Origin of the sequence: Micromonospora sp. B11E3 (assembly GCF_039871625.1) — a bacterium.
GTDB lineage: Bacteria > Actinomycetota > Actinomycetes > Mycobacteriales > Micromonosporaceae > Micromonospora.
In genome coordinates this window covers 89,078-114,060 of the sequence record NZ_JBDPMC010000016.1, presented here as the reverse complement: position 1 = coordinate 114,060, position 24,983 = coordinate 89,078, and the positions used below count along the sequence as shown (strand labels likewise).

The 24,983-nt window shown below is 67.3% G+C and carries 12 protein-coding genes, 1 tRNA gene and 3 pseudogenes; 7 read left to right on the top strand and 9 right to left on the bottom strand.

The window, feature by feature from the left end:
* Positions 1-88 (top strand): annotated as a pseudogene (locus tag ABGB16_RS11625) (IS5/IS1182 family transposase); the annotation flags it as partial.
* Positions 89-108: 20 nt separating this feature from the next.
* Here the strand turns inward: ABGB16_RS11625 and ABGB16_RS11620 are convergent.
* Complete coding sequence (locus tag ABGB16_RS11620; protein ID WP_347668003.1) at positions 109-1,338, bottom strand: hypothetical protein; 1,230 nt, start codon at positions 1,336-1,338, stop codon at positions 109-111.
* 361 nt (positions 1,339-1,699) lie between these two features.
* Between ABGB16_RS11620 and ABGB16_RS11615 the strand changes: the two genes are divergently transcribed.
* From ABGB16_RS11615 to ABGB16_RS11600, 4 genes are all read left to right on the top strand, one after another.
* A complete protein-coding gene (locus ABGB16_RS11615; protein ID WP_347668002.1) occupies positions 1,700-2,485 on the top strand; it encodes a recombinase family protein in 786 nt (261 codons plus the stop codon).
* Positions 2,482-2,913, top strand: a complete 432-nt coding sequence (locus ABGB16_RS11610; protein WP_347668001.1) for a zinc ribbon domain-containing protein — start codon at positions 2,482-2,484, stop codon at positions 2,911-2,913. The genes ABGB16_RS11615 and ABGB16_RS11610 overlap by 4 nt, the downstream gene beginning before the upstream one ends.
* A gap of 632 nt (positions 2,914-3,545) precedes the next feature.
* Entirely contained in the window at positions 3,546-5,093 is a 1,548-nt protein-coding gene (locus ABGB16_RS11605; RefSeq protein ID WP_347668010.1) for an IS1634 family transposase, read from the top strand.
* Between the two features lie 93 nt (positions 5,094-5,186).
* Positions 5,187-5,980, top strand: a protein-coding gene (locus ABGB16_RS11600) for an IS5 family transposase (protein WP_347668009.1) whose coding sequence is annotated in 2 segments (ribosomal slippage) — positions 5,187-5,520 and positions 5,520-5,980 — 795 coding nt in all. Because the reading frame shifts where the segments join, the coding sequence is not laid out codon by codon here.
* A 191-nt stretch (positions 5,981-6,171) separates the two neighbouring features.
* Here the strand turns inward: ABGB16_RS11600 and ABGB16_RS11595 are convergent.
* From ABGB16_RS11595 to ABGB16_RS11565, 7 genes are all read right to left on the bottom strand, one after another.
* A complete protein-coding gene (locus tag ABGB16_RS11595) occupies positions 6,172-6,597 on the bottom strand; it encodes a hypothetical protein (RefSeq protein ID WP_347668000.1) in 426 nt (141 codons plus the stop codon).
* A gap of 96 nt (positions 6,598-6,693) precedes the next feature.
* Positions 6,694-13,683: an RHS repeat-associated core domain-containing protein gene (locus tag ABGB16_RS11590; protein WP_347667999.1), complete on the bottom strand. Its 6,990-nt coding sequence runs from the start codon at positions 13,681-13,683 to the stop codon at positions 6,694-6,696.
* A gap of 94 nt (positions 13,684-13,777) precedes the next feature.
* Positions 13,778-18,313 carry a LamG-like jellyroll fold domain-containing protein gene (locus tag ABGB16_RS11585; RefSeq protein ID WP_347667998.1) on the bottom strand — a complete coding sequence of 1,512 codons (4,536 nt, stop codon included), beginning with the start codon at positions 18,311-18,313 and terminating at the stop codon, positions 13,778-13,780.
* A 529-nt stretch (positions 18,314-18,842) separates the two neighbouring features.
* Positions 18,843-19,640, bottom strand: a complete 798-nt coding sequence (locus ABGB16_RS11580) for a hypothetical protein (protein ID WP_347667997.1) — start codon at positions 19,638-19,640, stop codon at positions 18,843-18,845.
* 281 nt (positions 19,641-19,921) lie between these two features.
* Entirely contained in the window at positions 19,922-20,962 is a 1,041-nt protein-coding gene (locus ABGB16_RS11575; protein WP_347667996.1) for a site-specific integrase, read from the bottom strand.
* Complete coding sequence (locus ABGB16_RS11570; RefSeq protein ID WP_347667995.1) at positions 20,955-21,497, bottom strand: hypothetical protein; 543 nt, start codon at positions 21,495-21,497, stop codon at positions 20,955-20,957. Before ABGB16_RS11570 ends, ABGB16_RS11575 begins: the two co-directional genes overlap by 8 nt.
* 64 nt (positions 21,498-21,561) lie before the next feature.
* Positions 21,562-21,648: transfer RNA gene (locus ABGB16_RS11565), tRNA-Leu, on the bottom strand.
* 234 nt (positions 21,649-21,882) lie between these two features.
* On the opposite strand from ABGB16_RS11565, the pseudogene ABGB16_RS11560 reads away from it, so the two are divergent.
* A pseudogene (locus tag ABGB16_RS11560) lies at positions 21,883-22,113 on the top strand (tetratricopeptide repeat protein); the annotation flags it as partial.
* A 1,097-nt stretch (positions 22,114-23,210) separates the two neighbouring features.
* On the opposite strand, the gene ABGB16_RS11555 reads toward ABGB16_RS11560, so the two are convergent.
* A complete protein-coding gene (locus tag ABGB16_RS11555; protein WP_347668011.1) occupies positions 23,211-23,528 on the bottom strand; it encodes a hypothetical protein in 318 nt (105 codons plus the stop codon).
* Between the two features lie 811 nt (positions 23,529-24,339).
* On the opposite strand from ABGB16_RS11555, the pseudogene ABGB16_RS11550 reads away from it, so the two are divergent.
* A pseudogene (locus tag ABGB16_RS11550) lies at positions 24,340-24,801 on the top strand (fibronectin type III domain-containing protein); the annotation flags it as partial.
* Positions 24,802-24,983: the final 182 nt, after the last annotated feature.

The window sequence follows — 24,983 nt, the reverse complement described above, 5'->3', positions numbered from 1 at the left end:
CAACGTCAGCCTGTGCCCGTGGAACATCGGCAGGATCACCGCGGCGGCCCTCGTACTCCTGCACATCGAGCACAACCGCACAACCTGATCACCCAACGCCACGACCCGTTACGCGGAAAGGCTCACTGTGGCCACGTCGGGCCGCGCCTCCAGCACTGCGTTGAGGGTGCCATCACCGCAAGGCCCATGCCGTGACCACGCCTCCACCGCGCTGGTCATCCGTAAAAGCGCGCCCGGCCATGAGTCTTGCACAACCCAATCGGCAAGCATTGCCTCACCCTGTGTGGCCAGATCAACTAACGCGTCGGCGGCGATACGGACCGGATCAGCGCCTGCGTGACCGGGTGATTCCACAGGCAAGCGCCGCGGCGCGGGCGGTGGCGTCGGCGGCCGGCGAGCTCGGCCGAGATAGTCATCAAGTGCCGTGAACGCAGCCACTGTGTCGACGGCAGGCAAGAACACTGCCAGCCGCACACGTTCGTCGACAAGGGCCGCTAGTTCGTCCAACGTGCTTCCCCCGATGAGCCGTCGCACATCCTGCCTGCTGACCCGCAGGGTGCCGCGCATCCGAGTGTCGGCACGGTGGGACAGCAGCCGTACCACCTCGGAGGAAAGCTGTCCCAGCGTGGCGATCACGTTATACGCGCGCTGGTCATGGTCCAGAAACCTTGGATCCTCCTGAAACCGGACGAACATGCCGGCCTGCTCGTCGAGCAGATCTTTCATGTCCTCGATGTGGCGCTCAGCCATCGTGGCCGCCTCGAGCAGGGCGTCCTCGGAGTAGTCGTCTAGCAACCGTTGCAGGGTTTGGTAATCGAACTCCAGCACTGCGATCGCCGACAGCAACGTCGCGTATGCCGCCTCAGAAGGCACATTCATCGCGTCGGCCAGCCTCATTGTCGCGGCGAGCACCTTGATGATCTGCGTGTAATCGACCGTCGGCGCCGTCACGGCCCCACACACCGCGGCCACGACCCGCGCCTCAGCGCCGAGTTGGTAGCTGCCCGTCCGAGCATCAAGCAGCAACAGGCCTGTGCCGCGCAGATCCTGCACCAACCGGGTCACCGACGCGGGCTCAAGCCAATCGATACTCTCCTGGATCTCCCGAATCTTCATGCGTGCTCGCGGCTGGGCCGCAAGCTCACGCAGCAACGCGACCCGATACCGGGCAAGGGTTCCGCGCCCCACCAGCCCGGCGAACAGACCAAGGATCGGCAGCGCCCGATCAACGTAAGGCAGCGGCGTCAGATCCTCCGACACCCGAAGATCAGGGGTCCAGCCCTCGCTTGGCCGCTCGGCGCTGACGTCGCCATCAACCACGGTGTGTGGATCAGCCATGGGCAGAGAGTAGAACCTCGGGCCCGCTATGCACCATGCCCCAGAAGCAGCCCAAAGGCACGGATCGATCGTCGTGACGGCGGTGTCCCACGCCTTGTTCACCGGCACGACCCGCCAGGCCGGCTCGCGGGATCCTCTGATCAGGGCCATGGTGGCTCGATTCGCCCGACTGCCGTAATGAACGCCAGCGGACTGCCTGTCCGACTCGACCACGAGGATTCTTCGTAGAAATGTCGGCGTGTCGGACAACCAGAGTGACGGTCTCGATCCCCTGACCCGATGGCTCAACAGCCAGCCGCAGAACGTTCCGCAACCACCTATCCAACGGCAACCTGGCCTGCGATTTGCGTTCTACGGCCGGATGTCGACCGTCGAGCACCAGGACCGGGTGACGTCCTGGCACTGGCAGCGGGACTGCGCCAGCGAGCTCGTCGCCGGCCACGGGGTGATCGTCGCCCAGTACTTCGACGTCGGCTGCTCCCGCCGCCGCGCCTGGCGGCAGCGTCCGAGGGCCGCCGCGCTGCTGGCCGCGCTCAACGACCCAGATCGCGGGTTCGACGCAATCGTGGTCGGCGAGTACGAACGGGCGTTCTCCGCCAACCAACTGCAGCACCTGGCACCCGTGCTCGAACAGCACGGTGTGCAGCTGTGGCTGCCCGAGACGGACGGACCCGTCGATCACCACGACCCCACCCACCAAGCGCTGATCATGATGCTGGGCGCCCAGTCGAAACGCGAGGTGCAGCGCGCCCGGTTTCGGGTCGTCACCGCGATGCGGGCCCAAGCGCGGGAGCAGGGACGGTATCTCGGTGGCCGGCCGCCCTACGGCTACCGACTCGTTGACGCCGGCCCTCATCCGAACACCGCGCACGCCCGCTGGGGCCGCAGGCTTCAGCGCCTCGAACCGGATCCGGCCACAGCCAGACACGTCCGGTGGAGTCTCGCCAGCATCGCGCGTGCCCTCAACAACGCCGACATACCCCTGCCCGTCGGGCATCGATCCCAACCGCAATCCCCACCGCAGCGGCGACCGGTGGACCCTACGAACGGTCGCAGCGATCCTCGCCAACGTCAGGCGTTGGGCGAACAACCCCCGCTACACCGGCCGACAGGTCTGGAACCGGCAACCCGACCGCAGACTGGGTGATCTCCAAGCAACGGGCCCACACCGCGCTGGTCAGCGAACAGGACTTCGTCGCCACCCAGGCCGTCCGCTCCCACCGGAGCGCCCACGACGGCACCACCCGCCGCTACCTGTTCACGGGACTACTGCGCTGCGGACCATGCGGCCGAAAAATGGAATCCCACTGGATCAACCAACGCCCCGGCTACCGATGCCGCCACGGCCACACCAGCACCCAACAGCCCACCAACCGCCGACGCAAGATCCTCTACCTCAGGGAGGACCACATCATCACAAGACTCGCCGGTCATCCCAGCCTCGCCAGCGACGCCCAGAGCCCACACGACCTGGCCGCACTCTTGCGCAAAAACAAGATCACCATCGTGTGCGATCAAGAGAGCTGCACACCGACCAAAGGACCATCCACACAGGTCAACCCGCTCGACCCATGATCAATATGTGGTAGTGATGTGTCCGAGGGGATTCGGCCACGCCCATGTAGCACCCAATACACAAATGGGTGCTCATGCGTTAAGCCTAGCACCTCACGATGCGTAACGCCATAGGCGTGAGCTGCCCACGGGCACGCCACGGTGCAACTAATGCAATCAATTCTGTTGCCCGCGCCGGCGCAGGCACACGGCCGAAAGTCCGGAGTTCTTCGAATTGCCGTGCGGCGCCACGCGGAGCCATTCCCCTAGGACGCCGGCGAGTCACACAGGCTAATCAGGGCAAGGCGTCTGTCGCCCCTGTGGACCGATGGACCGTTCAGGCAAGCAACCCTTGCGTCTCACCCAGCTCGTCGACTGCCGACAGTACCTTCATACCGAACGAGTCATCCGGTCAGTTCTCGCAGAAGGCCTTTTCCATCGTCGCTCCACAGCTCGATCAAGTAGCGCAGGCCCAGACCCGCGACAACGACACCGAGTTCGTCCCGACTTGGGCCACGATCGGCTGATTCCGTGGTTGGCAGGGCTGTGACCTGGGGTGTTGTGTTGGGAGGTACGCACTAAACGGGTCGGGTTTTATCGTGTCGGCTGTGGCGTACGTGCGGACGGTGAAGACGGCGTCTGGGGCGCGGGCGGTGCAGATCGTGCATTCCCAGCGGCGGGGCTCGCGGGACATCGAGCACATCGGGTCCGCGCACACGGATGCGGACCTGGAGCTGCTCAAGGCGGTGGCGCGGCAACGGCTGGCCGCGGGGCAGGGCGAGTTGGACCTGCGCCTGCCGGGCAGCCCGGCCAACCAGGGCGAGGCGTTACCGATCACCTCCTCACGGATGGGGCATCTGCTGGATGCGCTCGGCCGTGGCTACGACGTGTTGGGGTTCGGGGCGGCGACCGGCCGGGACGAGGTGTTCAAAGCGCTGGTGTTGGCCAGGATCATCGAGCCGACCAGCAAGTTGGACTCCCTGCGGGTACTCGCCGAGGCCGGTATGGACCCACCGTCCTACCGGACGGTGAAGCGACGGCTGCGCGTCTACGCCGGCGCCGATCAAAACCCCGACGACGCAGCCCGAGACGGCGACGGCCCCGGTGATCCCGCGGCAGGGCAGCCGGCCGGTGTCGATCCCGCTGGCGGGCGGTGGCGGGCCCGGCTGGCACGCGCCTGCGCCGAGCACGTCAGCTTGGGCCCGACAACGTTGCTGCTCTACGACGTCACCACGCTGTACTTCGAGACCGACGAAGGAGACGGGTTCCGCGAGCCGGGGTTCTCGAAGGAACGTCGTCTGGAGCCGCAGATCACCGTCGGTCTGCTCACCGACGGGTCGGGGTTCCCGTTGATGGTGCACGCGTTCGAGGGCAACCGGGCCGAGACCACCACCATGCTGCCGGTCCTACGGGCCTTCCTCGACGCGCACCACCTGCCGGATGTCACCGTCATCGCCGACGCCGGCATGGTGTCCGAGGCGAACAAACGCGCCATCGAAGCCGCCGGGCTGTCGTTCATCCTCGGCGCCCGCGTTCCCGATGTGCCCTACGTCGTCACCGAATGGCGCGACACCCACCCCGACACCGAGATCCCCGACGGGCACGTGTTCGTCCAACCCTGGCCCGCCGGCCCCGGCGACAAACGCCGCGACCACACGATCTTCTACCAGTACAAGACGGACCGGGCCCGCCGCACCCTACGGGGGATCGACCAGCAGATCGCCAAGGCCGAGAACGCCGTCGCAGGCAAGACAGCGGTCAAGCGGAACCGGTACGTACGCCTGACCGGCGCGACCAAAAGCATCAACCGAACCCTGGAGGCCAAGAACCGGGCCCTGGCCGGGATCAAGGGCTACATCACCAACCTGCCCAACCCCCAACCCGAGCAGGTCATCGGCGCCTACAGCCGGCTGCTACAGGTCGAGAAGTCCTTCCGGATGTCCAAGACCGACCTGGCCGCCCGGCCGATCTACCACCACACCCGCGAATCGATCGAAGCCCACCTGACCATCGTGTTCGCCGCCCTGGCCGTGTCCCGCTGGATCGAGCACACCATCGGCTGGAGCATCAAACGCTTCGTCACCACCGCCCGCCGCTACCGCACCATCCAGATCCGGGCCGGCGAACACACCATCACCGCCGCTGACCCCCTACCCGACGACCTCCACGCCGCTCTCAACGCGATCCACGGCACGCACTAAGAGTTCCTAACAAAATGATCTCTGGGTCTGCCGTCCCTTGTAGAGGGTGATCTACGATGTCGGGCCGTGAGGCGTGGCGAGCAGCCGCCGTGGATCGTGCCGGACGGGCTGTGGCAGCGCATCGAGCCGCTGCTGCCCAAACCTGAGCGCAACCCACGGCATCCCGGACGCAAGCGGATCCCGGACCGGCAGGTGCTGTGCGGGATCCTGTTCGTGCTGCACACCGGCATCCAGTGGGAGTTCCTGCCCCAGGAGCTGGGGTTCGGGTCCGGGATGACCTGCTGGCGGCGCCTGGAGGAGTGGAACCGGGCCGGGGTGTGGCAGCGGTTGCACGAGTTGCTGCTGGCCGAACTTCAGGCGGCCGGCAAGCTGGACTGGTCCCGCGCCGTGATCGACTCCTCGCATGTGCGGGCCGCCCGACGTGGCCCAAAAGCGGCCCGAGCCCGGTCGACCGCGCCCGCCCGGGCTCGAAGCACCACATCCTGACCGAGGGCGCCGGCATCCCCCTGGCCGTGTCGCTGACCGGCGGCAACCGCCACGACGTCACCCAACTGCTCCCACTGATCGACAAGATCCCACCCGTACGCGGACGGCGCGGACGGCCACGACGCCGCCCGGATCAGCTCTTCGCCGACCGCGCCTACGACCACGACAAGTACCGCAAGGCGGTACGCGCCAAGGGCATCCGCCCACGCATCGCCCGCCGCGGCCAGCCCCACGGCTCCGGCCTCGGCGTGGTCCGCTGGGTGGTCGAACGCACGATCGCCTGGTACCACGGCATGCGACGGCTACGCATCCGCTGGGAACGCCGTGACGACATGCACGAAGCCTTCCTCAGCCTCGCCACCTGCATCATCACGTACCGACACGTCATGCGACTTTGTTAGGAACTCTAAATGGCCCAAGTCGGGTCACAGCCCTGCCAACCACGGAATCAGCCGATCGTGGCCCAAGTCGGGCCTGATCAGAAGGCACTTCTTTGTTTTCGGCCCACTCCTTGGACAGCCCTTAACGAAGGGCTGAGGTTAGCCCCTGTTACAGAACCTCCACGAGGCGAACGGCCACCGGAGCTGAACCATCAGGCTTTTCCGAGCCGCCAATCGCGAAACGGCGGGAGCGAGGAGATGCAAGGATTCACCAATTCCAAAGATGTGGCGAAGTCATTGGCAAGCCGGACAAACATGGACTCCAGATCATGGGAAGACATGACCTCCGTCTCCGGATTCGGGGCCCATGATGTCTGCGAGCGACATCTAATAACGACATCCTGGCCGATTCGGGTAAACTTCAACGTCCTCTCAACACCTTGCGAGTAGAGGTCGAGTTCTGCCTCAGTTCCCGTGCGCAGACCAACCAGAAGGGAAGGAAGCTGCTCCAGCACGGCCGATAGATCATAGGCAACATCCAAGCGCCAATCGCGTTGACCAAATCCGCCGACGAAGAATCGGCAATCCGTTTCCGATAACAATGCACACGCTTCCATGACTAGGGACTCGTAGTCCAAGCTTTCTCGTGACGGCCTAAAGGCATCGACTCGGAGACCGTCCGAAGGGCGCCTTAAGAAACAACTAAAAGTCATCGAACACGCTTTCACTCGTCGCTATGGACCAAGCACAGGATAGGCGGTCTTGTACAGTCCGTTACCACTCGGGACCAGGATGGCACGAGTGGCCGGCACGATGGAGCCATCCGGCATAATCACCTGCCCCAGACCTTCCGGAATAACGACACCCCGAGGACCGGCATCGGACAAGTGAGCACCCCTGAGGAAAGCGGCGGCCGCGTCGTTATCAAGCCACTGCCCCTGAGCCTGCCCAGTGCTTCGAGCGCGATCCATCAAACTCTTCGTATTCTTAGCGCCCGCTCCATGCTGGCTGAATGTGTGCCCGAAGGTTGGCCTGCTCTTGGGGCTCCAGTTGACGCACGTGTTGTGAACGAGTACCCAACTGTTGCCGGCGAGCACATAGTACGTGTGGACGGGGTCGACAGTAAAGTTGTATGCCAAACGAGTAGCAGCCTGGTCATCCTTGAGCCCTTGAGTCTGAACGACCCGCCCCGAAGGAGTTAGAAGAAGATCGCCTGGGTCAAGCTGGTCCGCTGGCTGCCATTCATGATCGGTGGCATTCCAGTACGGGTGGTCCTCCGTAGTGACGAGAGTGTGGCCCTCCACCTCAAGGGGCTGAAGGACATCTTGGTGAACCCAGACGTTCGTTACCGTCCCTTGGCCCGCTTCGCCTGTTTCCGGATCCGCCACGGCAACGCGGTCCCCAACCTTAAGCTCTTCGATCGGCTTAGCAGAACCGTCGGCGAGAAGGACGCGTGTGTCACCATCGAAACTACACAGCCCTCCAGCGACGGCAACGCTGTAACCTGTGAGTGCTCCAGTACCAGCGGCGCCAAGGAGGCTGCCGCTGGCAGCGAATTCGCCAGCTCCTGCGGCAGCAGCAGCGCCGAAACGACCGATCGGGGATATGGCGAATCGCGTTAGCACTCTTGCTGCCGCGCCCCAGCATTCAGGGCCTGCCACGGCGCAGCCAGCGAGGGCTCCCACCAAGATCACACCCGCGAGTCCCGCCCACCCACCCTTAGGCGGTGATTTCCAGGTGAGGGTGTTGCAGCTCGCTTCGGAGAGGCCGAGCATGTGGTAGCAGACGTACGAGCCATGGGATGGGTCTTTAGCTGCCCAGTCGTATGCGTCGGCCCAGGTAAAGACGCCGTCTGCATCCTGGTAGCCGGTCTGGAGAACGTATTCGGGGATGCCGCCGACCACTGGCGTCGCCAGGTGGGTTACGAACGGGTCGACCTTGGGCCTTCCAGCCGGGTCGTGGGTCTCGTGGCAGCCGTCACAGCCGTCGTTTTCGCCTTCGACGTCAACGTAGTCGCCGTACAGGTCCTCGTAGTCAGCGCCGGAGCGGCAGTTGTCGTCGGAACAGGCTTTGAGTCCGCTGGGGTCGGAGTAGGTGACCGGGTTGTTGTCGCCGTAGGAGTAGCCGTGCCATTGCTGGGGGTTGGCGAGGTCTTGGATGGGGTCGACGCTGATGAACCTGCCGAGGCCGGGGTCGTACTCGCGGGCGCCTAGGTGGGTGAGTCCGGTGGGATCCTGGTCGCCGCCGACGAAGCCGCGGGTATTGGGCCAGGTGGGCGTTCCGCCGCGGGGTTGTCCGTACGGGTCTTGGCGTCGGGTGGTGACGGCCTGGGTGACGTCGTTGATGGCGGTGAGTTGGGTGCCTTGGTGGTCGGTGTATGTCCAGGTGAGGCCGGTGGGGTTGCGGCTGGCGATGAGCTGGTCGCCGAAGGTGTAGTAGCGGGTGCCGCTGACGGCGGAGCTGTTGGCACGCCGGATTTCCTGACCGGGTAGGTACAGGGTGGTGCCGGTGGCGTCGCGGCGCAGGAGCCGGTTGCCTTCGGCGTCGTAGATGTTGCTGCCGGCGGAGGGGGCGTCGCCGGAGATGGTGGCGAGGCGGCCTTCGGCGTCCCAGGCGAGGTTTTGGGATTGGGCGTTGGGTGGGCAGGTGTTGGCGGCGGTTCCGGCGGGTCGGCAGGTGGTGTTGCCGGCGTTGTCGTAGCTGTAGTTGGTGACGACGGCGGGGTTGGTGCCGATTGTGGTGGTGACCTTGGTGACGGCGTGGGGGCGTGCTACGCCGGGGCCGCCGGTGGGGTGGGTGTAGACGCGTTCGGTGTTGCTGATGGCGCCGTGGGACACCTCTTTGGTGCGGTTGCCGACGGCGTCGAAGGTCCAGTCGAGCCAGTAGGGTGCGGGGCCGCCGAGGTTGGCGGTGGTGGGGTCGGTGGTGCAGGCGACGTCGTCCTTGGTTGTCCAGGCTGAGGTGAGGCGGCGCAGGGTGTCGTACCCGAAGCACTGGTTGTCGTTGCTGCCGATTTCCGGCGTGTCGGTGATCGAGAGGATGTTGCCGGCGTCATCGGGGGTGTATCGGCGGTCCGAGACGGTGCCGGCGGCGGTCTGGGGCTGGATCGTGATGCGGTTGGCGCGGCGGGTGACGTCGTCGTAGTAGGTGGCGTCCTCGACGTACTGGCCGCCGGCGCGCTGGCGGGTGGTGATGTGGGGTTCGCCGTACTCGGTGTAGGTCTGCAGGGTGACGTAGGTGCCGGCGCTGGTGGAGGTTAGCGAGGTGGGCAGGCCCGTAGTCTGGTTGTAGAGGGTGACGACCTGTTCGTTGGGCAGGCCGGTGCCGACGGTGCTGCCGGTGGCTTGGCTCGGGTACTGGATGCTGGTCGGGGTGCCGTCGTACTCGGAGTAGCCGTAGCCGTAGGTCCAGGTGCCGGCGAGTCCAGTGCCTTCGGCTGCCGGGATCACGTAGTTGACGGTGCTGGGCTGGTAGCGCTGGGTGAGACCGCCGACTTGCCATTTGTAGATGTTCGTCGAGCCGGGTGGGTCGTATCGGTACGCTTCCGTCAACTGGCCCTTTGCGCCGGACGTGGAGCCGGTGTAGAGGGTGTCGTACTTCCACTTGGCGCGCAGGGCGCCGGTGGCCGAGTCGTCGCGCAGTTCGGTCTTACGACCGAGTGGGTCGTAGACGTACCAGAGAGCCTCGCCGCGGGCGTCGGTGGTCTTCTCAAGTTCGTTGTACTGGTTGTACTGGTTGGTGGTCGTTCCCCTGTCGGGGTCGCTTGAGGAGATCTGGCGGCCCTTGACGTCGAACGTGTAGGTCCACTCGTTGCCGAGGTGGTCGGCGATTTTGGCGAGCTGGTCCTTGGGGTTGTAGGTGTACCAGGTCGACTGGTAGTCGCCATCGACGCCTTGGCTGGTGGTGTGTTCACGGAGTTCAGCGGTACGGCCCTGGGCGTCGACGACGGTGGTGGTGGGCGTGCCGCCGTCGGGCGGGGTCACCTTGGTGAGGTCACCTTCGTAGCTGGTGGTGACGCGCCATTTTTCGACAAGGCTGGATGTGCCGTCGCCGTGGAGGAAGATCTCGGCGGTGGAGCGGTTGGCGTTGTCGTGAACGGTCCGGATGAGGGAGGGGACGGACCATTCGGGCTTCCACCAAAAGGTTCCCGACGGGTTTCCGGCCTCTGGGTGCGTGTTGTAGCGGGTTTCGGCGCGCCCGAGCTTGTCGTAGAAGGTGTCGTTGATCAGGGTGATGTTGGTAGTTGCGCCGGTGGTCTGGGTCTGCCGGGGCCGCAGTAGGCCGTCAAAGATCTGGTAGGTCGTGTTGTAGCCGCCGGCGGCGTTGATCGTCTTCGAGATGGTGTAGGGGTAGGCCTGGCGGTTGGGTGCGAAGTGGTACGTGTACTCGGTTGACGGGCTGTTCTCGTGGCCGGTTTTGTCCCAGCCGACGGTCCAGACACGCCACACCCGCCCGAGGCCGTCGTAGGACACGTCGGTGACCCGGTTGTTGTGGTCGGTGACCTTCGTGGTGGAGCCCCAGTACGGGTTGAGGACGGTGGAGCTGGTCCAGTTGTACGGGGCGGGTCGTTTGGTGGTGATTCCGGTTACCGGGCCGCCGCTGGCCGGGGTGTAGGAGGTGTTGACGACGTTTCCCTTGATGTCGGTGGCGGAGGTGAGCCGTCCGAAGGCGTCAAAGGTGGCCTGGTTCGTCGTCTGCCAGGTCGTGCCGGCCGTGGCGGTCCAGTCCTTGAGTTGTTCGACTTTGGTGACCGCTCCCTTGCTTGGCGCGGTGTCGGGGCTGGTCGCGCCGTCGTAGTAGTTGCGGGTGTCGGAGATGACGTGATCGGTGCTGGTGGTGGCGGTGCCGCAGGGCAGAGCGGTGGTGGTGCTCTGCTTCACCGTCGTGAGGAGGTTGGCGGTGATGCCGCGGTTGTAGGTGAGGGTCTGGCACTTTTCGTCGCCGGTCTTGGCGACGTCCCCGTCGTCCTGGATCTTGTCGGCTGTGCCGTAGGTGTCGGAGAACCAGGTCTGGGTGCTGCTGGTGCGCCATCCTCTGGCGCCGTCGACGCCAAGGGCGGTGGCCTTGTAGGTCTTCTGGACGCGGATGAAGCGGGCGGTGACGGTGTCGCCGTTGATGGTGCGGGAGGCGGTCGCGGGGGATCGCCAGGGCACGCTCACGGTCTTGGAGACCGGCTTGGTGTCGGTGCCGTTGTAGATGATCTTCTCGCGGACCATGCCGGCGAACTGGTCTTCGTCGTACACCGTCTCGCTGCCGATGGAGGCGGAGACGGTGACGTTGCGGGTGGTGGTGGACGTGAGCCGGTCGCCGTGCATACCGCGCAGGTAGCGGGTTTCGGTGAGGGTCTGCGCGCCCGGTACGTCACCGACCCTGGTCTTGACGGTGGCGTAGCCGCGGAACTGGTTCCACGTCTTGCGGTTGGGCTTGGTCAGGCCGTCGTCGTCGGCGTAGTGCCAGGCAGGCGCGCCGACGTACTCGTAGTAGGTGAACTTCGGCGGCGCCGAGCCGTTGCTGAGCTGGATGTCGGACTCGGAAACCGATTTGACGAGGTACTTGTGCCACCACTCGTTCTCCAGAGCCTCGCCCTGCGGGTCGTCGGGGTCGATGACGCGGGCCGGGTAGCACCGCATGGTGTTGTTCTGCGGTGCGGCGGGCACGTTGGAGCCGGTGCACTCGGGGAGCGAGTATTCGACGTCGATCTTCGCGCCGGACTCGGTGACGATGTAGTCGATGCGCTGCCAATTGTTGCTGGTGTTGTTCTGGGTGAGGACACGGTTTGCCATCGACACGGGGGTGAACGTGACCGGCGGCATGGTCACGGTGGTGCCGACGAGCCCTTCGTGGACGATCTTGTCGAGCCACAGGCCGTCGTGGTCACTCCCGTCGCCGAGTGGGGGGAACGAGTGGGTGAATGCCCAAGAATCGACGTTCTGCCAGGCGGGAGTGGTCTTGGTGGTGTCCCACACCCGGGTGGTGATCTTAGTAAGGCGTTGGGTGGACCAGAAGGTCGGTGAGTACAGCCCCGGGCAGGAGGTGTCGGTGCATTCCTGGTCCTTGGGGGTATCGGGCCAGTTGGCGTCGACGGTGCAGGAGGTGAGGCAGCGGTTGTCGGTGTCGAACAGGACCTGCGCGGTCGGGGTGACGGACCGGTCGGTGGCGCCGCGGTCCCAGGTGCCGTAGTCGGCGCGGGTCAGGGTACCGCCGCGGACGTAGCTGACGTCGTCGCTGTCGTCGATGTTGCGGGCGTACTTGTTGGTTTCCTTGTTGTACCAGTACGACAGGGTGTTGCCGTAGGGGTCGACGACGTAGTCGAGGTTCCAGCGCCATGCCTGGTCGCAGAACGAATCGGCGAACGTGGTCTGGTGGCAGTGCTCACCGGTGTGGTTCCCGGCGACGGGCACCGTCCAGGTGGAGTCGGTGGCGCCGCTCTGACCTGGCAGGTTGTGCCAGCCGAAGTAGTACTGGATGCCGTCGGAGGTAGTGACCTTCCAGTATTCGCCGTTGTCATCGCCGTTGCTGGCCCCGGTCGACTTCTGGATGAGGGAGCCGTCTTCCTCCCGCGGATGCCACCCCTTGCCGGTTTCGTAGACCAGTTCGACGCCTCGACCATTGAGGTACATCATGGCGTTGTCGGAGCGCCAGCACAGGTCGCCGGTCTTGACGGTGTTGTTGGCGCCGTCCTCCATGTCGTCGAGGCAGGGCACGTACCGACGCTCGATGTAGCCGGGCCAGTAGTCGAAGCCCTCCCCGATCCAGGAGGGCTGGTTGTTGGTCACCGAGGACCGGCCGTCCACGCTCGCGGAGGAGTAGGTGACGCCAATGGATGGGGCCAGACCACCGATGGCCGGGGGCACACGGATCGGCTGCGACCAGGAGAAGTTGCCCGACGACCCGCCGGACTCCCAAGTCGCCGACGCCTCCAGCGAGGTGGCGCCGAAGTCCCCGGACGGTCCCGAGGGGCCGGCGGACAGGGCGAGCAACGTGCCGGTGCCCGTCTCGCTGGTCGCTGCGGCGGAGCGCTTGTCGTGGCTGGCCGTGGTGACGGATACATCAGCGGTGACAGTGCCGGCGGCGGTGTCGTTGGTCGACGGTAGTGCCGTGACCGCGCATCCGGGCTTGTCGGTGTCGGTGAGCGCGCATGGCGGGACCTGCCACAGCTTCAGCCGTGACGCCCAGTCTGCGCCGTAGGCGTTTCGGAAGCCGGCGTAGTCGACTGACAGAGTTGCCTTGCCCGGCTTGCCGCCTGGGGTTACACCCTTCACGTTCAGAAGCAGGCCGTCCCGGAACCTGGCGGGCGTGGAGGCACGGTCGAGCATCTGCACGGTCACCGACGACACGTCTCGACCGGCGGCCCCGGATGCTCGGGCTATCCGTACCGGCATCGATCCGACACGTGCGGGCCCGGCGTTACGGGTGCTCGGAACCGGCAGCGTCACGGTGGCGGTGGCAGGTGCTGGCCAGGACGGTGCGGGTAGGGTCTCCCGCTTCTGGCTCGTGTGCGGCCAGGCCTTCCCCTTGGCGTGGCCGCCGTGGGTGTTGAGGGTGGCGGTTTGCGCGGCGAGGTGGGGGGTGGGCTTGGCCTGGGCCGGTTCTCCGGCGACCATGCCACTGGTGACCAGTGCGCTGGCGACCAGGCCACACATCACGGCGCGGAGTTGTGTGACGCGGCTCTGGCGTCGTGCGGCTGGTCCCGAACGCATCACCGCGGGAGTGAGGTCGAGCATCTGGTCTCCACCATCCTGAGCAACGAGAGTGGGCTGAGCTGAGGGCGAGGCGAGTGGTCGGGGTGAGTGCCCGACCACTCGGGCAAGGTGATGGTTAGGTTTGGTCGGGGTCGACGGCCTGCGCGTGGTACAGCGCGTTGACCCGTGCCGGAGCGAGGGCTCCTTGGTAGACGGAGATGTCGTCGACGGCGCCGTAAAGCCACCCCGTCGGTGTGCCGTTGGCGATCGACCGTCCCACGGTCAGCGGGCCAGATGCCTGCCACGGGGCCCAGGCCGTCTTCATCGTGACGGCGGTGGCCAGGGTCCCGTCGACGTACAGCCGCAACTCGCGGTCCTGCACGTCGAGGACGCCGACGAGGTGATGCCAGGAAGCGTCGGGCTCCGGTGCCGCGGCGGTGATACTCGTGGTGTCCGCTGGGTTCGTCGCCCCCGAGTTGGCGGGAAGGCTGAGCTTCCACGTGCCGGGGTCGCTGCCGGCGCCGGGGACGTACTGAAGCAGGAATCCGCTGTTCGAGGAGCCGTCCTGAGCGACGACGGTCTGAGTGACGTCGGTACGGTCTACCCGCGCCCAGGCAGATACGGTGAACGACTGGTCAGTGCGCAGCACCGGTGTGTTCGCCCACACGGTGGTCTCGTTACCGTCCTCGTCCATTGTCCGGCCTGTGATGGTCGCCGACCTGGCTGCCTCCTGCGTCACCTGACCGGTGTCGCCGTCATCGGGAAAGTAGCTGTCGTCCAGCGCCAGGCCATTGCCCCGGTTACCGCGGCCAATGTCGCTGCCGACGCTCAACGCCAGCCACCGGGCGAAGGGAGTGTTGTCGGCGGCGTCGCAGGTGTCCGCGCGGTCGGCGAAATAGCAGGGATGGGCCTGCTCGAACTCCCAGCGGCCGACCTCGGTGGGCGCCAGGATGCCGGGTTCGTTGACACCGCCGGAGTCTGGGTCGGAGGCAAGCTGACCGGTGAAGTCGTGCTCGACCAGGACACGGTTGAAAACTTGCACGTCGGCGATCTGCCCTGCGCCGGTGTTGCTCTGCCCCGAGCCCCACTTGGCATAGCCGACGTGGAAGGCACCGGAGGCGTTCCAGGTGGAGTCGTGGTTGGTGGTTCCGGCGAGGACGCCGTTGACGTAGAGGCGCATCTGCTTCTGCGCCGCGTCGTAGACGGCAGACACGTGGGTCCACGTGTTTGCCGTTGCCGCCGCGAACACGAAGCCGCCCTGAGTACTGGTGCCGTCCGCGTTGTACATCGAGAAGCCCCACTGCTTGGTGCTGGGGACGTAGTACAGATTAAAGCCGTTGGTGACTACTCCGTCCTGGGAGACGACGGTCTTGCAACAGGTGGTGCCGGTGTCGGTCACGCGAACCCACGCGGCGACGCTGAAGGATTTCGTGGTGTCGACGACGGGGCTGCTCGTCTGGGCTTGCTTGCCCGTTCCCACCATCGCGGCTGTCGTTCCGCCGATCAGCCGTGCGTCGCTTTCCCAGTTAATGTTGGTGGCGGTCAGCGGCGTGTCGTTCGCCAACGGCCCGGTCCCGTCGGTGTCACCAAACAGGGGTTGCCCGTCTTGCAGCGCCGCCGTTTGATCATGCTCGGGGTAGGTTTCCAGGCTCCACTCGGCCACCGGCCCTGACGGTTTGCCGATCGTCACTTCCTTGGAGTTGCTGCTTCCCAGGTTTTCGGTGGCATCGATGCTGCGTGCCCAGAAAATGTTCTTGCCGTACTTGTACGCGAGTACGGTCACGTTGGCGGTCTTCTTGGTGGCATCGGTCGGGTCGGTGACGGCGGGCACTTCACCGAAGCTCGGTGGGGCCGCAACCGCGGAGAGGATGTCCGGTTTCCCGTCGCCGGTGAAGTCGCCAGGGCTGAACACGCCACCCCCTGGGGGGATCGTGCCCTTGGTGACGCCGATGGTGTCCAACCAGCCACCGGTGCCGTTGCCCCTGTGCAGCCGCACTTCCCCCGTGCCGTTGAGACGCACGAGGACATCGGTCTTGCCGTCGCCGGAGAAGTCGCCGCGTCCGAACAATGCGGCGCCGCCCCAACCGGCGCCGATGTTCTCCGAGGTGCCCGTGATCCAGCCACCGGTGCCGTTGCCGCGGATCATGTAGAAGCTGCCGTCTGTCTTACGCCACAGCACATCGGGCTTGCCGTCGCCGTTGAAGTCCCCAGGTGAGAAGATCCAGTTGGCGGACGAGAAACCGGTCGCGATCTGCACCGAGGTGCTCTGCAGTCCCCCGCCGGACGCCCCGGCACGCATCCACAGGTTCTGGGTGGCGGCGTCGCGGTAGAGCAGGTCGGGCCGGCCGTCGCCGGTGAAGTCACCCGGCGAGAACAGGTACTGCGCGGTGGACCAGTTGCCGGCGTCCAGGAGCTGAGCAGCGCCCTGGAAGCCGCCTGTCCCGTCGCCGTTGGCGATGTACAGGTCGGCGGTTTCCTGCCGGCGGAACACCACGTCGGGCTTACCGTCGCCCGACAGGTCACCGGGGCTGAAGACCGTGCCGTCGGTGTACCAGGCCGAGGCCGGCTCGCTGTACGTGGCCGAGAATCCGCCGGTTCCGTCGCCGGGGTAGGCGCGCATGCCGTACAGGGTTGCCGGCGGGCCGGTGAAGCTGTAGCGGAACTTGGTGACGTCCGTGGTCGTGGTCGAGATCGTGAAGGTGATGGGTTCGCCTGGTCCCGGGCCGTCGTCGGGTGGGATGAAGGTCGGCGGTGTGATCGTCGGTGGCGGCGGCACCGACGTGTCGATGGAGAACTGGCACCAGTCGGACCATGCGCTCCAGATCTGGTACGGGGCCGGGTCCACCGTCTTCACGCGGAACGCGTAGTTCTTGGCGTTGGCGGCCGTGACCGTGGCGGTGGTGCCGCGGTTATTCGCGGTTGCTGGCGCCGCCGCTGGCGGTGTCTTGCGGGTCGGATAGGTGTCTGTCACCGAACTCATGCCGGCCGCGGGCACTTCGAGCCACTCGTATGTCCCGCTCAGGGTCTGACCGGAGTCTCCGTCCGGATAGATTGCGGAGAACGTTGGGGTCGTCGTGCCGATGGTCATTCCCCCAGTGGGGCAGTCCACTCCGGCGGTCTGCAGTTTGTTCGGCTTGCCTGGCTTCGAGTCGTAGTCGACGACCAACTTCGCGCTGGCGGGCCGGAATTTCTTCCACCGCCCCTGCTCGGACTCATACTGGCCTTCCTCGTTGCAGGCACAGAACCCGACCGTGATCGAGCTCCATTTCTCCGTCGCCGCGGTCTGCACCTGGCCCGTGACCACCGAGCCGGTGAAGTTCATGGTCATGTCGGCTTGCGGCGAGTCCGAGCATCCGCCGGCCTTGTTGGCGTGTCCGTCTGCCGCGTCGAGCCACTTCTTCAGCGTCATCCCCGACCAGGACGCCTTCATCGTCGCGTTGATCACAGGCGTGAGGTACATGTGCGCAGGTGAGTCACCACACGAGTAGGAGTGGTACAGCGTCATCTGCACGTAGGCCGACTCGATGTGCTTGCCCGACAGCGAGATCGTCCCGTTGGTGGTCGGGAACATGAAGTAGGACCGGAATTTCGCCCCCACACAGGGCCCTTCCGGGCTGTAGCCCACCCGCGCCATCGTGTAGTCGGTGTTGGTGCACCCGTTGCTGGTCGCATACGCCCATTTCGACTTCGCGACTGACCAAGCTGGGTCAACGAACAGCGGGAACGTCACCTCCGGCGACGTAAGCAACGCCGGATCGGGGATGAGCTCCAGATCACCGGAGTCCGTGACGTTGGTGACGACCTCACCGGTCAGCGCGCCGTCGCCCGTGACAAGGGTCGAGGACTCCATGGCCCGCGCGCCGCCATCGGCCGGAATGGAGGAGTCCCACATTCTCGCTGGCTCGGCCCGGGCCACCACCGCCGACCCGGCACTGGCCTGAAGCGATCCATCCGGCTGACGGGTCAACTCCACGTCGCCGTCGACGGCGAAGGTGATCTTCCGGATGGCCGGGTTGGCTGCAGCCTCGGCGGATTTCACCACCAACACATGCGTAAATCCCGTATGCGTGGCGTGCAGGACCAGGTCCACGTCAGAAAAGACCTCCGGGTAGGTGACTCCGTCCCCGGACAGGACCGGCGTGGGCAAGGCGCCCGGCCACGACAGCTGCAGCACCTTGCCGGCCCGCCGCAACGTGACCAGGGGGCCCGCCCCTCCCCCGGAGAACGCCACGTCCGCCACCGAAACCGCCGGCCGGATCGCGCCGTCAGTACCTGTCTGCAGGGTCAGGTCGACGTCCGCCCAGGAGCCATCCGCCTGACGCGCCCGCTGCGGCAGCGCCGTCGACTCGAACGACAGCCGACCATCTGGCTGAGCGACAACCTGCGTGTATTCCGACCGCGAAGACTCCACCGCAATGGGTGTGTTGCATGCCGCCGCTGAGGCAAGCGCGTGCGCCTCCGAGGCTGCGGGTTCATCGCAGGACGGAGACGCCGCGCGCGCGGCAGCCGCGGGCAGAGCCGGCACCACGACCCCGACAGCCGGTAGTAGCAACAGCGCTGCGGTCGCTGCCGCCAACCGCTCGCGCAGCAGAAATCTGCCGGAACCGCCGGCAGAACGTGTTTCGCGTTTACAGACATCGACAGGTGCCGAGCTGCCGACACGATCCAGCACAGGGCCTCCCCAGACACCCACGATGATCAAGTGAGGCGGGACAGTACCGGATCACCCCGACGGTGGCGACCCCGCTACAGACCGTCATGTAACCGTTCGTAGCCACCAGGCTCACATACCCGAATATCAAGAGCCTCGCATGCATCAATGCTTGGCTGCCCAGATGGCGCCAAGTAGGCGCCACGACGGACACGTCGAGCTGTTCACACAACCACAGAGCGCGACTCTACGAACTCGGGGGCGTTATACAACCGTTACCGTGCTGTCGACCTCTTCAACCGGTGAGCCACTTGACGAAGCCCCCTGACGAGCCCTCGGAAGGCCTGCCCATCGCAATGCGGCATGGGTAACCACCCTCGCTCCAGGCGCCAGGCCCCCAACGCCGAGTCGACCCCTCCGAATCGCAGTGCCCGCCTGTCCTCACGCGACAGCCTTGTTTCCTGCCCCCGTCGAAGCAGCGCACCAGCAACACCCAACTGGGGCACCATCTGCTGCCAGGGCCAGGAAAGACACACCCAGCCGGCATGCGTCAGTTCTCCAAGGCTCGTAGCAGACCGGGCACATCACCGGCTGGTTGACTGGACGTCGGCCGCCTGGTGTTCGTCGGAACACCAAGCGCACTCCACGCCGTACGAGCATCACCCAGCCTGGTAGCGAGAGCACGGAGTTCGATCACGAATTCGTACAGTCGACCCTGTTCGTCGACGGCTGCGGTGAAGGGGACCGCCTTGACCTTGTCGCCGAATTCCCGGCACAGGCTCTCATCCGCGTACGGGGTCGCCATCAGATCAACCGCGCCCGCGAACACAGACCTTCCGCTCGCCTGACGCTCATCGCCTCGCCGCACACTCACCACCGCGTCGATCAACCGACGCATCCCGCCCGGGTCTCGTGGCTCGACATCCAGGTAGCTGCCCGCCGGCACCTCAGACTTTGGTAGCCGGTAGCTCGTGCCAAAGCTGATCCCCGGCACGTTCTGCATACTGAAGTAGACGTCGTCCTCATACACCGTCACCAGGATCATCCGGTCAGTCTTCTGAAACTTCAGAGACATCGTCCCGGTTCGCGCCTCCGCATGCATGACGCCCTGGCCGGCGACACCCGCCTCCTGAGTGGTGACGCGGACGGTTTCCTCGGCAACCCATCGGCCAGCAGCGGCAAGGGCGACTCGCACCTCGTCCTGCTGCCCGTCTTCAGAAGCAGCGGAATGACCGCTGTCAGCACTACTGCAGGCCGGAACAGGGGTGCGCGTACGACATCCGGTGACACCGATACTGAGCGTGACAGCAAGGGCGACAAGGGTGGCGGTCGACCGTGCATTCTGCATGACGAAGAGTCACCTCGATGGCGCACAGGATTGATGCCGCACGGACCTGCAGCACCGGGCAGCATACCCGCGCGGTCGTCCGCGTCGAACTACCCAACGGAGATACCGCCAGTAACCGATCGGAGTAGATCAAGCACCGAGGCAGACCACTCCCGCTCGCCAGCGGCTTGACCTGCAGCCCAACTGGAGGAATTGGTTGGGTGGCCCCAGAGAACCCGGGGCCACCCAACCAATTCCTTAAGCTCAGTAGCCTTCCGGCGCGCGGTACTCGACGACGGTAGCTATAACAAGCGCCCAGACCTCTCTTGTGGATCCTCGACGAAAGCGGCGAGTGGGTGCGGTTGGCCGGTCATGGCGGCCAGGGCGGTGGCGACGGCGTGCAGATCGGCCTTGATGTAGGTGGTGGTGGCTGGGCCGGTGCTGTCGGTGTGGCCGGCGTAGGCGCGGGCCACACCGTAACCGAAGTGGCGTTCCACCCACGTGAGGGTGGTGTGGCGCAGCCAGTGGGTAGAGATCCCCTGCGCGGCAACCCAGGGCAGGCGTTCACCGATGCGCTTCCACAGGTGGTCGTAGCGGCGACTGGTGAGCGCACCGCCGTGACGGAATCGCAGCAGCGCGTCGGTGGGCAGGACCGCGCCCCGGTGTCGGGCGTGGTCATCAAGGATGGCTGCCAGATCCAGGGTGATGGGCTGCCAACGGAGAGTCCCGCCCTTCTCGGTGAGCCGAACCAGGCCACGTTCCCGGTCGAGGTCCATCAGGCGTAGGGCGAGGGCGCCGCCGCGCCGGCAGGCGGTCTCAGTGTGCAGGCGCAGCAGGATGGCGTCGAGGACGACATCATTGCCGCTGCTGCGCGCCGCCAGGTTGATCTCTTCCAACTCCTCGGGCGTCAACGCGCGTCGAGTACTGGGCAGCCGTCGGGGCTTGCTCACCCGATGGGCCGGGCTGTCGGACACCTCCAGCAGCCCATCGGCGATCGCCCGGTTGTAGATCGCCCGGACCGCAGCAATCACGTGCTCCCCGGCGTGCCGGCCACCACGACCGTTGCGCCGCAGTAGGGCGCCTGCGGCGGCCTCGTGTTGCAGCGCCTCGACGTCCGTGGCAGCGATGCTGTCCAGCCTGCGGTCTCCCCACTGCGCCGCGATACGGTCCCAGTAGCTGCCGTAGGTACGGCGGGCGCCAGGACCGGCCGCGGCGATGACGCGGGGCAGGTATTCGGCGATGGTCGGCACCCGTGGCCGCTGCGCGTCCCGGAGGTCGGCCACACTCACGCCGAGCTGGGCCAGCAACCGCTGCGCGTCCGCGATGCGCTGTGCGTCAGCCATGGCCGTCGCCTGCTGCAAGGCGGGTGTGGTGCTCGGCCAGCAACCGCGCCACCGTGTGGACCGGATGGACCACCAGAACCTGCTGGGACGGCGAAGCCGCCAGCAACACCGGCACACCAGACAGCAGCCCGCACATCTGCCGGACCGCAGCCGGCAGGCACAGCCCACCCCGGCCGTGCACAACATGCCGACCGGTAGACGCGGAGGCGGCCACCAGCACGCCCGCCACGACGCCAATATCGACCCGGCTACCGGGCCACCAACCCAAAACGCCGAGCAACTCACGGGCGGACAGCCGGCCGGACCGTTCCAGGCGAGCCATCCCCAACACCAGACCGTCCGCGTCGACTTCGGCCGGCAGGCTCAGCTGCGGCAACACCGGCAACGGCGCCGGAGCCTCGACAGCCGGCTTCACGGCCTTCGGCGGCACCAAAGCATCGATGAGCTGTTCACCACCGGACCGCCGAAGCCGAGATGCACTCACGTCGACATCGTCGCGGTTCGCACCGAGCCAAACCCGGCTTCCACGGAACATCCACCACGGAAAGGCAAATCAGGTATGGTGACCCGTCACGCAAAACGTGAATCTTCACCGAAACTGGTGTCCGAGGGGGGACTTGAACCCCCACGCCCTATACGGGCACTAGCACCTCAAGCTAGCGCGTCTGCCATTCCGCCACCCGGACCTACTCGTCCAGCCTACCCTGTCGACCGACGGCGACCTCGTCGCCCCTCGGCCGCCCTGGTGGGCCGCACGGGGCATTACTGTACACGGCCGGGGTGGATCATGCACATCGCCTTTCCCTCAACCCCCGTCTGCCCTGTTTGCCCAGCTCACCACCTTGGGCGCCGAGCCAGAGCAGCGGCGAACCGACCAAGATCGGAACGTGGGTAGCGTCGGGACGCCCTCTTTCGGCAGCATGGCTGGCGTGTCTCAGCCCTCTCCCCTGGCCGCTCTCCAACATCGCGCGCTCGCCATCCGCGCCGCAGGCGATCTCGCCGGCGCGTGTCGGTTCCTGACCGATGCGCTCGGTCCGCTCCGAGTGAGCTACGGCGAGGACCACCCGGAGGTGCTGGGCGGCGCTCACCTGCTGGCCCGGCTGTACCGGGAGGCCGGCGATCCGGTCTCCGCACGGCGGGTGCTGGAGGAGGCGCTCGCGGCCGGCGAACGCCGGTGGCACCCCGGCGACCCCCTGATGCTGACGCTCTCGTTCGATCTGGCCTCGGTTTCCGAGGAGCTGGGCAACCGGCACGAGGCCCGCCGCCACTTCGCTCGGGTCGCCAGTGCCGGGCCCGCCGTGTTCGGCGCGGACCACCCGATGGTACGAGCAGCCCGGCACTACCTGGGCGACGGAGCGCAGGGGCCGGCTGCCGCCGCGCCCGTCCCGCAACCTGCTCCATCCGCGCTGACAAATCCGACGATGCCCTTGGCGGCCGTGCCGGCGCCCCCGCCGCCATCGCACCCTGCGCCCGGCCCGCAGGCTACCGCGCCGCCTCCTCCGGCGCCGCACCTCCCACCGCCGCCCCGGGTCCCTGCACCGCCACAGCAGGCTCCGATGCCGGTGCCGCCGCAACAGGCTGTCGTCTCGCCGCCCCGACGGCCTGTCGCCCCGGTGCCGCCGCAGCAGCTGCCGCCCCCGCCCCGGATCCCGGCTCCGCCCACCCCGTCACCCGCGGTGCCTCCTGCCCCGGCGCCCGCCCAACGCCTGCCCGAACCGCCACCGGCGGCGCCGCACATCCCGCCGCCGCCGCGTATCCCCGCGCCCCCGCCGCAGGTCGCGCCGGCACCACACCGGGAGGCGCCGCCGGTGCAGCCGGTGGCACCCGCCCCGCAGCAGCAGCACGCCGGCCAGGGCAGTGTGCCCGCACACCCGGCGGTTCCGCCGGCGCCGCAGGTGCCGGCTCCGCCGTCCCCGGCCCCACGCCCGAACGATGGGCGGCAGCACCAGGCGTACGGGCCTCCGGCCGTGCCGGCTCCCCGGACCGATCCAGTCACTCCGCCCCCGCCCCAGACCTCACCCGCGCCAGCGATGGTCCCTTCCGCGCCGCCGCCACCCGCACCGGTCTCGCCGTGGGCGCCCCAGCCCACGGCGACGGCCAGCCCTCCGGCGCCCGCGCCGCCCCCGCCGGTCACACCGCAGGCTGCGCCGACGCAGGCTGTCCCGGCCCAGGGCAACGCACCCGCCGAGCCGGTCCCGCAGCCGGAGCCCGCGCCCGGGCGGGCGACCGGCTGGGACAAGCCAACGATTCAGGTACGGCAGATCGATCCTCTACTGCGGGAGGAGGCGGAGCGCACTGCCACGGCCGATCCGGCACCGGTCAGCGGCGCCCCGGCCACGCCACCGGTCGGACAGCCGGTGAGCGGCCCGCCCGTCAGCGGCCCGCCCATCAGCGGACCGCCGGTCAGTGGTCCGCCCGTCAGCGGCCCGCCCATCAGCGGACCGCCGGTCAGTGGTCCGCCCGTCAGCGGCCCGCCCATCAGCGGACCGCCGGTCAGTGGTCCGCCCGTCAGCGGACCGCCCACCAGCGCTCCGCCGGTCAGCGGACCAGCGGCCAGCGGGGCCACGCCGGTCAGCGGGCCGCCCGCGAGTCCGCAGCCGCCAGCACCAGCACCAGCACCAGCACCAGCACCAGCACCAGCACCAGTGAGCGGACCACCGGTCGCTCAGGCGCCCGTGGCCGTGCCGCCCCCGCCCCGAGCCCCGTTCATCGCCCCGCCGCCCAGCACTCCACCGGTCAGTGGCCCGCCCGTCAGTAGTCCGCCCCTGACGGGAGCACCCGTCAGCGGAGCACCCGTCAGCGGAGCACCCATCAGCGCAACGCCCATCAGCGCAACGCCCGTCAGCGCAACGCCCGTCAGCGGATCGCCGGTGCCACCGTGGGGGATGACGGCGCCGCCGTGGAGCAGCCTCGGCCCGCCGCAGCCCCTGGCCGCCACGCCGAACGCGCCGCAAGGGAACGCGGACGACGAGGAGCGCACCGACGGGCCGGGCCCGGCCGGACCTGAGGCAGCGCCCCCGCCGGTCCTGGCCGGGCTGGATGACATCCCGGAGCCGCCACGCATCCCGCCGCCGGGCCCGCAGCAGGGCCACCCGGACGGGGGCCACGCGGCCCGGCAGCCGGCCCAGGGCAACCAGCCACCCCAGGCCCAAGCCGCGCACGGACACGCCGCGCACGGACAGGCCACGCACGGACAGGCCACGCACGGACAGGCCACGCACGGACAGGCCACGCACGGACAGGCCACGCAGGGGCAGGCCACGCAGGGGCAGACCGCGCAGGGAAATCCGCAGCAGGGCTGGCCCGACCAGGGTGGCTGGCCGGCCGAGCAGGCACACGCGTCGGCGCAGGCCTGGCCGGCGTACCCGGAGGACGAACGACCCGAGGCGGCGCGGCGCGGCCGGACGGTGCTCGTCGTCGCGGTGACCGCCGTCCTGGTGGTCCTCGCCGTCGTTGCCGCGGTCCTGGTGTTCGGCGTGTTCGGCCGCGCCTCGGAGGCGCCCCCGGCCACGTCGGCGCCGCCTCTGGCGTCGGCCGCGCCGAAGGTGAGCGGTCCGCCTCCGGGTGACCTGCGGCTGCGCGACGAGAGCAGCACCATCACACTCACCTGGACCGATCCGTCCCGTGGGGCGGTGCCGTTCATGGTGGCCGGCGGTCGGGCGGGGCAGAAGCTGGGCGTACTGGCCGACGTGGACCCGGGCGAGACGAGCTACACGGTCAACGGGCTGAACAGCCGGGTGGACTACTGTTTCACGGTGCTCGCGGTCTACTCGACCGACACGTTCGCCACCTCCGGCCAGGTCTGCACCGACCGGCAGCCGGGCTCCACGCCGAGCTGACGCGCCGCCCGCGCGTCCGGGCTGCACGCCGAGCTGACACCCCGCCCGCCCGCGCGCACGCTGGGCGCATGTCGGCAGGCGGCGTGGGCGGGCTGCGCCAGCGGGCGGCGCGGGTTTCGGTGGTCGGGGCCGGACCATATGATGGCAGCCGGCTCGGGGCGGTCGCCGGTGCACGGCGCGTC

Bases quoted from the DNA above. Each gene is read 5' to 3' on its own strand.
- ABGB16_RS11620 (WP_347668003.1), bottom strand. From the start codon at position 1,338: ATGGCTGATCCACACACCGTGGTTGATGGCGACGTCAGCGCCGAGCGG.
- ABGB16_RS11615 (WP_347668002.1), top strand. From the start codon at position 1,700: ATGTCGACCGTCGAGCACCAGGACCGGGTGACGTCCTGGCACTGGCAG.
- ABGB16_RS11590 (WP_347667999.1), bottom strand. From the start codon at position 13,683: ATGCTCGACCTCACTCCCGCGGTGATGCGTTCGGGACCAGCCGCACGA.
- ABGB16_RS11580 (WP_347667997.1), bottom strand. From the start codon at position 19,640: ATGCAGAATGCACGGTCGACCGCCACCCTTGTCGCCCTTGCTGTCACG.
- ABGB16_RS11575 (WP_347667996.1), bottom strand. From the start codon at position 20,962: ATGGCTGACGCACAGCGCATCGCGGACGCGCAGCGGTTGCTGGCCCAG.
- ABGB16_RS11570 (WP_347667995.1), bottom strand. From the start codon at position 21,497: ATGTTCCGTGGAAGCCGGGTTTGGCTCGGTGCGAACCGCGACGATGTC.